This window comes from Zunongwangia sp. HGR-M22 (assembly GCF_027594425.1).
Lineage (GTDB): Bacteria > Bacteroidota > Bacteroidia > Flavobacteriales > Flavobacteriaceae > Zunongwangia.
Window position 1 is genome coordinate 2,741,833 of record NZ_CP115159.1, and the last position, 13,683, is coordinate 2,755,515.

The following is a 13,683-nucleotide window of genomic DNA, read 5'->3' on the forward strand; positions in this document are numbered from 1 at the left end:
TTATTTTAAAGATCGGTTGCAGTCGAATTTGATTGGACACAACTTTTGATTAATTTTAAAATCTAATACAAGCATAAATCCTTAGATAAAAAACACACCTAAATATATGGCCAAAAGTTCAATTTCTCCCTGGAAGAAATTATTTCATCTTCTTCAATTGGAAAGGCGTGATATTCTAAATGTTTTGTACTACGCCATATTTGCCGGGCTTATAGGACTTACAGTACCTTTGGGAATTCAAGCGATTATTAATTTAATCCAAGGAGCCCAGGTTTCAACCTCATGGATTTTACTTACTGGCTTGGTGACTACCGGTGTTGCTTTTGTAGGGGTCTTGCAGGTTCTTCAATTAGATTTGGTTGAAATTATACAGGAGAAAGTCTTTGCTAGAATTTCTTTCGAGTTTATTTATAGATTTCCTAAAATGCGGGTTAGAGAATTAGAGAACTACTACCCCCCAGAACTTGCCAATCGCTTTTTTGATGTCTTGACTCTGCAAAAAGGACTTCAGAAATTATTATTAGAATTTCCCGCTGCGGTTATTCAAATTATATTCGGTCTTTTACTGCTATCCTTTTACCATCCTTTTTTTATCGGTTTTAGTTTATTGCTACTTGTATTAATTTTTGTGATTTTTAAATTCACTCTCACAAAAGCTTTAAAAAGTAGTATTATGGAATCCAAAAAGAAATATCACGTAGCTTTTTGGATACAACAGGTAGCCGGTAATTTTAGAGTTTTTAAAACTTTTCCAGACGAATACGAGCAAAATAAAAACGACAAACTCGTTACCAAATATTTAGACGAAAGACAAAATCACTTTAATACCGTAAAAAATCAGTTTAAACTAATGGTAGGTTTTAAGGTAATTGTAACCTTAGGATTACTACTAATTGGGGGGTTATTAGTCTTAAATCAACAAATGAATATTGGACAATTTGTAGCCGCAGAAATTATAATTGTGATGGTCATCAATTCAGTTGAAAAAATTGGGTTTAGTTTAGAAACCATTTACGATATGGTAACTGCTGTAGAAAAATTGGACGAAGTAATTTCTAAAAAATTAGATCGTAAAACAGGAATTAATGGAAACGATGTAAAACTTTTTCCTATTAAGATTGAAGGTCTTCATATAGAAAAAACTGTGGTTCCAGATCTTGTAATCAATAGAGGCGACAAGATTAACCTTGTAGGATCTGAAGTGGTTATAAATGATTTCTTCCACTACCTCTCTGGAATGAAGAAAACCGATGAAGGCCGAATTTATCTTGACAAACAAGAAATAGCAAATATCAATATAGATAAATATCGAGATAAAATTGGATTGCTATTTAATACTGATAGTATTTTTGAAGGAACCATCTGGGAAAACCTTACCTTAAGCAATCCTAATATGAGTTCAGATCGTGTTTATGATATGCTAGAAGATTTTAAAATTATCGATCACATTAATAAGCTTCCCGAATCTTTAAACACCTACATTTTTTCAGGAAGTAGTAAAATAGGCGCTAAAACAGCAAAAAAAATATGCTTAATTCGTGAATTACTCAAACAACCAGAAATCTTGATGATAGAGAAAGGATTTATACTTTCTAATAGTGATTTACAAGCATTAATTAAATGCGCAAATAGAGAAAATACCAGTATATTTCTTGCAGACGACAAAGAGCAAATTGAAGATTTCGAACCGCTTTATTTAAAAAGAAAATAAAATTAATATAAATGATCAATCTTTCTAATACAAAATTAGGCGGAAAAGTAAAGTTCGAAGACTTTAATGCTTTTTCGCTGATCGTGAAAAGAAGTCACCATAAGCTTCTTTCTAGGATTTTGTTAGGAACTTTTGTGTTTTTACTCATATTACTATTTTTCCCCTGGACGCAAACCATAAGTAGTAAAGGTTACGTAACTACATTGAAGCCCGATCAAAGACCCCAAACCCTGCAATCACCTATTCCGGGACAGATACAAAAATGGTATGTTCAGGAAGGTGACTTTGTTAAGAAAGGAGATACGATTCTTCATATTACAGAAGTAAAAAATGAATATTTCGATCCTCTTTTAGTTGAAAGAACAGGCAATCAATTAACCTCCAAAAGTGGATCTTTAGAATCTTATGGTCAAAAAATTGAAGCGCTACAAAGGCAAATGCAGGCTATTCAGCGTGAAAGAGAATTAAAACTAGAACAAACCAGAAATAAGAGAAAGCAGGCAGATCTTAAAATAAATAGTGACAGTATTTCTTTAGAAGCAGCCAAAGTAAACCTAAGCATTGCCGAAAGACAATACAAACGTACAGCTGAATTATATGAAGAGGGTTTAAAGTCTAGGTTAGATCTAGAAACAAAGCAATCCAAATTTCAAGAATCGCAGGCCAAAGTTATCGATCTCGAAAACAAATTGCTAAGTAGCAAAAATCAGCTATTAAATGCTATAATGGAAGTTAATCGTATTGAAGCCAATTATATCGATAAAATTAATAAAATTGAAGGTGAAATTTCTACGGCTAACTCATCCAGATTCGACGCTGAAGCACAAGTCTCAAAACTAGAAAATTCGCTTTCAAATTATCAAATAAGAAAAAATTTATTGTACATACGTGCGCCTCAGGATGGCTATATAAACCGGGCTCTAAAACAAGGTATTGGCGAGACTTTTAAAGAAGGTGAAAAACTGGTTACTATTATGCCTTCAAATATAGATATCGCGGTAGAAACTTATGTAGAGCCTATAGATTTGCCATTGCTTAATATCGGCGATCATGTAAGAGTACAATTTGATGGCTGGCCTGCGATCGTGTTCAGCGGTTGGCCGAACGCATCTTTTGGTACTTATGGTGCAAAAGTAGTAGCTATAGAAAATTTTATAAGCGATAATGGTAAATATCGAATTCTACTAACTCCAGATCTTAAAGAAAGGGATAAACATCAATGGCCAGAAGCTTTACGTGTAGGTTCTGGTGCAAGAACCTTAGCTTTATTAGAAGATGTGCCAATATGGTACGAACTGTGGCGAAAATTAAATGGATTTCCTCCTAATTATTATACCAGCGCAGAAAAACAAACAGACGGAAAGAAAAGTGATTCCAAAGATTCTAAAAAGTAATATGCGAAAGTTAATTTGTCTATTTTGCTTTGCAGTTTTCAGTAATTTCTCTGCGGAAGCCCAAGAATCGGAAATCTTTACGCTTGAAGAGTTTCTGGCTATGGTAAAGCGCTATCATCCTATTGTGGCTCAAGCTAATCTAGATTTATCTGCCGCAGAGGCAAAATTATTGAAATCTCGCGGTGCTTTTGATCCTAAACTTGAAGGAGGCGTAAAAGAGAAAAACTTTAAAGGAACTGAATATTATTCTTTATGGAAAGGAACTTTTAAAATTCCAACCTGGTATGGTATCGATCTAAAAGCTGGATACGAACAAAATGAAGGCTATTACTTAAATCCAGAAAATACCACGCCAGATGATGGTCTTTGGAGTGCCGGTGTAAATATTAGGCTTGCGCAGGGTTTGCTTTACAATGAAAGAATGAATAATCTTAAACTCGCTAAAATCTTTCAGCAACAATCACAGGTAGAAAGGAATATCCAGATAAACCAGGTACTTGCAGATGCGACAAAAGCTTACGCAGATTGGGTTTATTACTACCAAAATACTTCAGTCTATGAGGAGTTTTTGGAGAATGCATTTATAAGATTTGAAGGCATTGCAACCTCTAGCAGACTGGGTGAAACTCCTGCCATCGATACGGTAGAAACGATGATAACCGTTAGGAAAAGAAGGTTGGATAAAAAGCAGGCCGAGCTTAAATTGCAAAAAGCAAAATTAGCTTTGAGTAACTATCTTTGGATAGAAGATATACCAATCGAGTTAGACGATCGATTGAGACCTCTACCAGAGAGCTTAAATTTTTCGGAAGCCTTGGGCATTGAAAGTTTATTAGGAAATGCTAAAGAAGTTGATGACCATCCTAAAATACAATCGCTCGAGTTCGATTTAGAAGCCTACGATCTTGATATTAGGTTGCGAAGAAATCAACTTTTGCCTAAAATAGATGTGGAATATAATTTTCTTTCCGAAGAAATAGATGATGCAGATTACATCAATGTAAATAATTATAAAGCTGGTGTAAAAGTAAGTTTCCCTTTATTCCTACGGAAAGAACGTGGCAATCTTAAACTGGCTAAAGTAAAAAGAGAGCAGGCAGAATTTAAAATAGCTGAAAGTCAATGGAAACTAAGTAACAAAATAAGAGCTACTGAGCGAGAAATTCTTAGTTTACAGGAACAGGCCGTAATTGCTTCAGAAATTGTGACCGAAAGCCAGATCATGGTAGCAGCAGAAAAACGACTTTTTGAAATGGGCGAAAGTTCAATTTTCTATATCAATACAAGAGAAAATAAATTGATCGATGCTATTTTAAAAAGAAATAAAATAGACAATGAACTAAATCTAGCTATTGCCAAATTATTCGAAACACTTAGGATCGAATATGAGAATGATTGATAAAAAAACGACCACATCTAAGTAGTCGGTTTAATTCTTAAAAATGATCCTGAATTTCTAAGTGGTGATAGGCTTCTTCTGCATCATCTTGCTAAAAACCAAATACAAAACTCCACACAACAGCCAAGCGGGAAGGGTTACGAATGATAAGAAAACATCAAATTGAACCGAAATAAAGTAAAAAACACAGAAGCTAATTACCCAAGCCCAAAATACCGCCTGATTAAATTTAGTTCCAGACTTTTCAGCGTAGAAAGATTGTATACCGAACTTTTTTCCGAAGAAATATTCAAAGACAATAATGGCGCCTATAGGTGCTAATATAAACCCGTAGAGCGCTACAAAACCTAATAGTTTCATTGCAAAGGCAGGGAATAATCCTGCAACAGTGGCCACGGTTCCTGCGATAATCGTCACCCAGGCGGTTGAAACTTTAGGGATGATGGCCTGAAAAGCTAAACCAGCACGATAGATTGTAGGGTTTGCGGTAGTCCAACCTGCTAAAACGACTGCAATAATTCCGAAGACTCCAATTGCATTATACGCTAATGGACCCGGCGCAACAGATGGTGCTTCACCGCTTGCCGATATAGCCTGAGCTTCCGGAGATTTTAAATATACCGCATACAATAATGCTGCAGCAATCCAAGCAATATAATGACCAATATATATACCGGCAGCGGTGGTCCATCCTGCACTTGGTTTTTTCGCAAAACGGAAAACCGATAAGTCCGACATCCCAATATGCATTGCCGCGTTGGCAAACCAAGACCATAAGAATACGTGCCAAAACGTATATTTAATCTGCCCGGGGAAAGGTTCGCTTCCTTCGCCCCAAATATTCCAAAAATCAGAGAAACTATGCACATCTAAATTCACTAAAGAAACAATTCCGCAGATCACAAAAGCAGCTACGATAATCGGACTCATCCAATTGGCAGCTTTTGCTACGGTATTATAACCTTTGGCCGCGATCACAGAAATTACCGCTCCGATTGCCAATACGATAATTACCCAAGTAGCACTATTGGGCATTGTATCGGTGAGTTTTGGCATCTCCATATCGAATGGAACACCAACTGCCGTAGCAGAAACCGTGATCATCGCTCCGGCCAAGAAGCAGAATAGAATTCCATTGGCCAAATTGTAAACTGTAACAAGTCGTTTTCCGCAGATTTTTTCTAAATGGTAATAAAGAGTATATCGAAACTTTGTGCCTATTTCAGCCGTTAAAAAACGCCAGCTCAAAACCGCCATTAAATTTCCTAGCAATAATCCAATAATTAAGTCGAAAGCACTAACTCCGGTAGTCAAAAAAAGTGGCCCGATCACAAACTCGGTTCCTGCCGCGTGCTCTCCGGCATACATTCCTAGAAAACTTTTCCAGCTTTTTAATTTGGATTCTGGTACGCGTTCACGCTCGAATTCTCCCGAAATTTCTTCGGTTAATATTTCTTCTTCTATGTGTGCCTGACTCATTTTTTTTAAATGTTAGCTATCAGCGATTAACTTTCAGCTTTTATTTTGTTATTAATTTATTTCAATCGATTTAATAGAAATTTATAAGTTTTAGAAATAATTTATTCTAAATTCTAATCCCTTCTCCATACAATTTTATTTCTGCTACCGCTACAATAAAATCACTCGAAGTGACAAACAATTTCAATAAGATTTCGTGCTTAATAAGAAAACTATTGACTTTCTCAACTGGATGAGATCCTAAAACAAGTTCAGGATGACGCTTTTCCTTTTCCTTATTTCTTTATTCTCATCTCTAACCTCTCAAGTCTAATTTCTATATTTTATTTTCTAAACTCTAAAATCTCACCCCTTAACTCTAATCATTCCTTCACTAAATATTTCGGTAAATCGGTTACTTTTTCGCAACAAACTTGTTCTAAAACTTGTTGCAACTGCATTTTCAGCATAGCGATGGTATGGTCGCCACCTTCTTCACCCAAAGCGCCCACGCCGTACATAAACGATCGGCCTAAAAAGCTAAAATCTGCTCCGCTACTCATCACGCGAGCAATATCCGGACCTGAGCGTATACCGCTATCCATCATTACCGTAATTCGATCTTTGTATTTTTCAGCAATATGTGATAAGGGTTTGATAGTCGATTCGCCTGCATCTAATTGGCGACCGCCGTGGTTAGAAACAATGATTCCGTCGAAACCTAAACGAATGGCTTCTTCAGCATCTTCATCAGAAACGACACCTTTCAGTACTAATTTACCTTTCCACAGATCGCGGAGTGGTTTAATTTTTTCTTCATTCAATCTTCCGGAAAAAGTAGCATTCATCCAAGCGCCAAGCTGTTTAATGCTCATTCCTTTTTCCATATATATTTTCATTGTTGCGAAATTTGGAGCGCCGTGTTTTAGCGTTTGCATTGCCCAGACGGGTTTTCCCATTACCTGCAATACATTTCTAAAATTCATTTGCGGTGGCATTGCGAGTCCGTTTCTAATCTCTTTTGGACGATACCCAAAAGTGGGCACATCACATAAAATGACCAGAACCGGAACTTCAGCCGCTTCAGCACGTTTCAAAATATCATCACGCAGCCAATCTTCGGTAGGATGGTATAACTGAAACCAAGCACGACCTTCAGTAAGTTCACTCGCGCGTTCAATGCTGGTAGAAGTTACCGTACTCAAACAAAACGGAATGTTATGTTTGAGCGACGCTTTGGCTAAAATTTCAGGCGCGTTTGGCCACATTAAACCCTGCAAACCAATGGGTGAAATCCCGAAAGGCGCATCGTATTTTATACCAAACAATTCAGTTTCTAATCTCGATTTACTGTAATTTTTAAGGTATCTGGGTTTTAACTGAATTTCACGAATTTCATCTGTATTTCTTCGAATATTAATATTTTCATTACAGCCTCCGTCTAGATATTCGAATGCAAAACGCGGCATACGCTTTTGGGCACGCTCACGAAGCGATTCGATGGACGGATATTCGGTGTTAAATGGAAAGGCCATAGGGGTATTTTTTATAGCTTTGAGCTGTTGGCATTTGGCCATCAGCGTTTGTTTTATTTTCTATTTGTCGTCATTCTGAACTTAGTTGATGAGATCCCGGATCAAGTCCGGGATGACGGCTGTCTTGTTTCATTTTTACAGGATTTTCAAGCTGATTTTTATTTCAAATTTGATCATTCCTCCTTTTTTTCATTGCCAAAAAAAGTAGCAAAAAAGTCTAGTCTTATTTTTATTTCCTTGAATTGTTAGCAAAATAGCCTATCCTGCGCAAGGGAAACCGTTTCACTAATCCCTTGCTACAAATCCAACGCTGCGCCATTTTCCTACAATTGCTACAGAATTAAAAAGTAGGACGTTGTTTTCTTTTTTTATTTCATATTTTTTTAATCGTCATTCTATGCCTGACACGGAATCTCATACTATTTTATCATTCCTTCATTTTGTCTTGTTTCCTGTATCTTGGTTCTTATTTTCTAACTCAAAACTTAAGATTGCCTATTCTAAAATCTAGCATCTATCGTCTAGACTCTAAACGCTACTTCGTCAACAACAGCGGAACTAATTTCTTCATTCGGTAGTTTTCTTTTAAAAATTTAGCATCTACTTTTTTATTGGATATTACCATCGCCGCTCCTAAGGCTGAGCCTAAAGGTGAATGCGTTGATAATACTTTAAATTCGCTAAAATGATGCGCCATCAATTTCATAAACACATCATTATCGGTAAAACCACCATCAATATAAATTTTATGAATGGCTGAATTGCCAATCGCATTTCGAATCGTATGAATTTGCAATTCCATTAATTCAATCATTAATTGATGATAGGCTTCTTCAAACGTAGCAAAAGGTTTTAAATCGGTTTGATGTAACTTTTTACGCTTCAGCGAAATTCCTTCAAATTTGAAATAAATAGAAGGATTTTCAATCAGTCGTAAATACAAATCCGAGTCAAATTCCACATTCCGATGGTATCCATATTCTTTTCCGTAGTATTCGCCTAGTTTTTCTACCTGAATTCGGTATTCATTTCCCATAAAAAATCGAGATGCTTTTACACGTTTTCCATCTACCCGTAGGTAGTTCAGGCAATTATTTTTAATCGCTAATTCATCTAAACTTTCTTGGTTAAATGGATTTAGTGAAATACTCCAAGTTCCGGTAGAAAGTAGTAAAAATGATTTCTTTTTACTTAAAATATACGGCAATAGGGCAGAAGAACTATCGTGAATCCCAACCCCAATTTTAATTTTTTTGCCTTTATAAGAGGTGTTAATGCTGCTCGCGGTTGGAACTATGGGGCCGAATAACTGATCGAAACCTTCGGCATAAACCCATTCGTGATAATCCTCTTTATCATAATTCCACAAATTAGTGTGGCAACCTATCGAGGTATATTCGCTTACCGGAATTCCGGTAAATAAAAACGACAAATATTGAGGCAAATGAAGCGAGTATTTAATTTTGCTAAAAATCTCAGGATATTTTTTCTTCAACCAAAATAATTGCAGTCCAGAATTCAACATTCCCGATTGTGGTGATGCTGTTTCTACTGCGATTTTCAATTCGCCACCGTATTTCGCATAAAACGCATCGGTAATTTCCTTCTCAATCGGTTTCGTGTAGTTATATAAAGGCGTCAAGACATTTCCGTGATGGTCTAAATGCACTAAACTCGCTCCATAGGTCGAAAAATTGATCGATTTTACTTCAAATTCTTCACTTTCTAAAATCGAATGAAACGTATCTTTAATCCACTGCTTTAAAAGCGTAATATCCTCGGTAGGATAACCATCTTCATCTACCGTAAGTGGCAACCGCGTATATTCCCGAAAAACCTCCTGATAATCTTTATCGAACAAGAAAAATTTCTTGTTGGTTTTACCAATATCAAAAACAGCCGTTACTTTTTGTTTATCCATCTCGATAATCGAGAATTTAAAACTTCTTTTCAATTCATTACTGAAACGATTCGAAGTCAAATTGTTAGTATGTAATCTCTCGGACTTTCCCAGAGAAAATTTTTATTTTTTTGGCGCGACCTTGCAGGTCGGGCTTTACGCTACAATCCATCGCGCAGTTATTTAGATCTTAGACCGCTTTGCTTTTAGAATTTAGATGTTAGACTTTTTTAATTTTATCTGTTCATTTTGTCTTGATACAAAACGAACCAAAAAATCAAGGCTTACGAACACATATCTAAATTTATCGTTCGATGCCTAAATTTTAGGAACTCGCTATCGCTCAAACAGCCTAAAATTTTACGGCATTTTCACTTCAAATTTTACGATAAGCTTTCGATAGGCCATTTTAAATTTTTCTTATTTCTTCTATCTCGAGTCTATTATCTATATTCTAATTTCTATTCTCTAACATCTCACTTTTCAAATCTAAATTCTAACTTCTACAATCCCGTTGCTACCGTTTTCAGTCCGCGAGCTTCAATAAGCGTATTACGAACATCAAAAGCTCGGTAGGCTTCAATCGGATTTACAGCTGCGCCGCTTTTAGCTCTTGCCGCTTTTACGATTGGGCGAACATCAGTTCTGTACGCATCCTGTAATATTTCCTGACATTTAGTGACATCATTATTTTGCTGCGCTTCTTTCAATGCTTTCTGATCGACTAATAAAGCTTGCGCGTAGGCGATTAAAATAGCTTCCAGCGATTGCAATAAATCTTCCAACGGATCTTTAATATTATGGCTGGCGTCAATCATCCAAGCCGGATAGGGATTTTGCGGATTGTTTTCCATTCCGTAAACCAATTCATTAAAAATCAAGAACAGGGCATAAGGCTTAATGGAACCTACCGTCAGATCATCGTCACCATATTTACTGTCGTTAAAATGGAATCCGCCTAATTTTCCTTTATACATTAATGTCGCCACAATTTGTTCAATATTGGTATTCGGTAAATGATGCCCTAAATCAACCAACGTGAAAGCGCGATCGCCGCAAGCGTTGACGAGCATAAATGACGTTCCCCAATCCTGAATGGTGGTGCTGTAAAAATTTGGCTCGTAAGGTTTGTATTCAATAAAAAGCTTCCAATCTTCTGGCATAGAAGCATAAATTTCTTGTAAGCTTTTTTCAGTATTTTGCAAAGCATTTTGAAAATTCAGCTGACCGGGAAAACTTGCACCATCAGCCAACCAAACCGTTAAACTTTTAGAACCTAATTGCTGTCCAATTTTAATCACTTCTTTGTTATGTTCTACCGCATATTCACGAGAAGCTTTATCGATGCTGTTGAGTGAACCGAATTTATAACTTTCTTTTGCATCAGGCTGATCCTGAAAGGTATTCGAATTCATCGCATCAAAAATAATATCGTGACTTTTAGCGATATCTTTAATCGCATTCACATCTTCAGGAATATCCCACGGAATATGCAAAGAAACCGCTCCTGCAGTTCTTGTTAAAGCGTGAAGAATACCAATATCGTCTAACTTTTGTTCTAAAGAAGAAGGCTCTCCGCCATAAGAAAAACGACCAAATCGCGTTCCACCGGCCCCTAACGCCCAACTCGGTATAGCCACTTGAAAATCGGCTAATTTTTGTATAATTTTAGCTATCGAAATTCCTTTTTTAGCAAATTTATTTCCTAAGAAATCGATTTCGTTTTCGAACGAATCGTTTTGTTTTTTATTGAATTCTGATAGTTGATCAGTATTTATTTTCATTTCTATTATTTTAAGATTTTAGATCGCTTCGCTTCTAGAACTTAGAGTTTAAACTTTTTATTTTATCTGTTCATTTTGTCTTGATACAAAACGAACCAAAAAATCAAGGCTTACGAACACTTATCTAAATTTATCGTTCGATGCCTAAATTTCAGGAACTCGCTATCGCTCAAACAGCCTGAAATTTGACGGCATTTTCACTTCAAATTTTATGATAAGCTTTCGATAGGCCATTTTAAATCTTTCTTGTTTCCTGCTTCTTTTGTCTATTCTCTAAGTTCTAACATCTAGACTCTAAAATCTAATTACTCATATCTAAACTTTATCTCACAAAAGCATTCGCCATACCGCCATCGACATTAATGGTGTTTCCGGTGCTTTTATCTAGGACGCCTACGCAGGCAAATACGCCGTTTGCGATATCCTCTGGTAAGATAATTTCATTTAATAAATTTCTTTTAGCGTAATGCGCCGGAAGATCTTCCACTTTAATTCCGTGAGCTTTTGCTCGACCTTCAGCCCAATCGCCTTCCCATATTTTACTACCTACGATTACTCCATCTGGATTCACGGTATTCACACGAATATGATCGCCACCTAATTCCGCAGCTAATAAGCGCGTCATATGTTGTTGCGCCGCTTTTGCCGTTCCGTAGCCTACATTGTTAGGTCCAGAAACGAGTCCGTTTTTACTGGCAATATTTACGATATCGCCACCTAAACCTTGCTTGCGCATAATTTCAAAGCCTTTTTGCGCCATTAAGAATTGCCCTTTTACCAATACGTTTTGTAATAGTTCCCAATCTTTCAGTGTTGTGTCCAGTAAGGATTTTGAAATCGCTAATCCTGCTGAATGCACCACGATGTCTACCCCTCCAAAGGCAAGATTTGCTTCTTTGTAGGCCTTTTCTATTGAATCTTCATTGGTAACATCGCAAATGGCAATCGCAGCTTCGTCACGTTTGTAAGTCGATAAAGCTTCCTCTAAATTCTCCTGACTAATATCGGTGAGCACTACGTTAGCTCCTTCGAGAATTAATTTATCGGCAATTGCTTTACCAATTCCACCGGCGGCACCTGTAACAACGGCTACTTTACGTGAAAGTGGTTTTTCCGCAGGCATTCGTTGTAATTTAGCCTCTTCTAACAACCAATATTCGATATCAAAAGCCTCTTGTCTTGGTAAAGAAGTATATTCAGTAATCGCTTCAGCACCACGCATTACGTTGATGGCATTTACATAAAATTCACTAGCTACACGGGTGGTTTGCTTGTTCTTGGCAAAACTGAACATTCCTACGCCGGGATAAATGATAATCACCGGATTAGGATCACGCATTGCCGGACTGTTGGCGTGTTTATGATTTTCGTAATATTGACGGTATTCTTCACGATATTGTTCAAAAGAAGGCTCTAATTTTTTCAGCGTAGCTTCGGTATCGGTCACCTCATCTGATGGATCTAAGCTTAGGATGAGCGGCTGAATTTTTGTGCGCAGAAAATGATCGGGGCAAGAGGTTCCCATAGGCGCCAAACGCTCCAGATCGTTACTGTTGATATATTGCAAAACGGTGTCGCTATCAGTAAAATGACCAATCATTTGATTTTCTGAAGAAGCTAATCTGCGTAGTAACGGCATTAACTCGGCAGCCTTTTCTTTCCGTTCTTCCGCAGGTAAAGATTTTAGTTTTTGTCCGCCAAAAACTTCTCCGTTTTCTTTGATTTTCTTTTCAATATATTCAGAAGCCATTTCAATAACCTCCAGACTATTTATGTAGCAATCGTAAGAAGTATCGCCCCAAGTAAATAAACCGTGGCTACCCAATACGATTCCACGAATTCCGGGATTTTCTTCCAAACATTTTTCTAGCTGAAGCCCTAAATCGAAACCAGGACGCTGCCAGGGTACCCAACCCATAGTATCTCCCCAAATTTCTTTGGTCACCTGTTCACTATCTTTTGCAGCCGCAACCGCGATAAGCGCATCGGGGTGTAGGTGATCGATATGTTTAAAAGGCAATAAACCGTGCAAGGGTGTATCGATGGAAGGTGCTTTACTATCCAGATCGTAGATACAGTGATTAAAAAGTCCTACCATTCGGTCTTCATCTTCTAAACCACCGTAAACATTTTTCAAGTTTCTAAGGCGTTCCGTATATAAACCGGCAATTCCTTTTCGGGTAAGCGTACCAATATCACCACCAGAGCCTTTAACCCACATCACCTCGACATCTTCATTGGTAAGTGGATCTTTTTCGATGGTTTTGCAACTGGTATTGCCGCCACCATAATTAGTGATTCTTAGATCGGTTCCTAATATATTAGACCGGTATAAAAATAAAGCTACCTGATCGTCACCCAATTCGGCTGCCTTGGCTTCATCCCAGAGATAGTCTACGTACTGAAAAGTTTTTTGCATGATTTAATCATTATGTGTTTATCTCAAATTTATGTTAATAAACATCCAAGCCTATCCTGTAGTTCCCTGCTATCTTAAGTACT

8 protein-coding genes are annotated in these 13,683 nt (G+C 37.1%); 3 read left to right on the plus strand and 5 right to left on the minus strand.

Annotation, left to right across the window (positions count from 1 at the left end):
* Positions 1-106: 106 nt before the first annotated feature.
* From PBT91_RS12050 to PBT91_RS12060, 3 genes are read left to right on the plus strand one after another with little or no spacing between them, the layout of a single operon-like run.
* On the plus strand, positions 107-1,711 hold the full coding sequence (locus tag PBT91_RS12050; RefSeq protein WP_270058713.1) for an ATP-binding cassette domain-containing protein: 1,605 nt from the start codon (positions 107-109) through the stop codon (positions 1,709-1,711).
* Positions 1,712-1,722: 11 nt separating this feature from the next.
* Positions 1,723-3,105 carry an HlyD family secretion protein gene (locus tag PBT91_RS12055; RefSeq protein WP_270058714.1) on the plus strand — a complete coding sequence of 461 codons (1,383 nt, stop codon included), beginning with the start codon at positions 1,723-1,725 and terminating at the stop codon, positions 3,103-3,105.
* A 1-nt stretch (position 3,106) separates the two neighbouring features.
* Positions 3,107-4,504 (plus strand): TolC family protein, encoded by a 1,398-nt coding sequence (locus PBT91_RS12060; RefSeq protein WP_270058715.1) that lies wholly within the window; start codon positions 3,107-3,109, stop codon positions 4,502-4,504.
* Between the two features lie 57 nt (positions 4,505-4,561).
* Here the strand turns inward: PBT91_RS12060 and PBT91_RS12065 are convergent, their stop codons facing one another.
* The 5 genes from PBT91_RS12065 to PBT91_RS12085 all read right to left on the minus strand — a co-directional run bounded on the left by PBT91_RS12065 (position 4,562) and on the right by PBT91_RS12085 (position 13,600).
* Positions 4,562-5,983 carry a purine-cytosine permease family protein gene (locus PBT91_RS12065; RefSeq protein WP_270058716.1) on the minus strand — a complete coding sequence of 474 codons (1,422 nt, stop codon included), beginning with the start codon at positions 5,981-5,983 and terminating at the stop codon, positions 4,562-4,564.
* Between the two features lie 362 nt (positions 5,984-6,345).
* On the minus strand, positions 6,346-7,497 hold the full coding sequence (locus tag PBT91_RS12070; RefSeq protein WP_270058717.1) for an alpha-hydroxy acid oxidase: 1,152 nt from the start codon (positions 7,495-7,497) through the stop codon (positions 6,346-6,348).
* 535 nt (positions 7,498-8,032) lie between these two features.
* Positions 8,033-9,418 carry an FGGY-family carbohydrate kinase gene (locus tag PBT91_RS12075; protein ID WP_270058718.1) on the minus strand — a complete coding sequence of 462 codons (1,386 nt, stop codon included), beginning with the start codon at positions 9,416-9,418 and terminating at the stop codon, positions 8,033-8,035.
* Positions 9,419-9,900: 482 nt separating this feature from the next.
* Positions 9,901-11,181, minus strand: a complete 1,281-nt coding sequence (locus PBT91_RS12080) for a TIM barrel protein (RefSeq protein WP_270058719.1) — start codon at positions 11,179-11,181, stop codon at positions 9,901-9,903.
* 322 nt (positions 11,182-11,503) lie between these two features.
* Positions 11,504-13,600 carry a bifunctional aldolase/short-chain dehydrogenase gene (locus tag PBT91_RS12085; protein WP_270058720.1) on the minus strand — a complete coding sequence of 699 codons (2,097 nt, stop codon included), beginning with the start codon at positions 13,598-13,600 and terminating at the stop codon, positions 11,504-11,506.
* Positions 13,601-13,683: the final 83 nt, after the last annotated feature.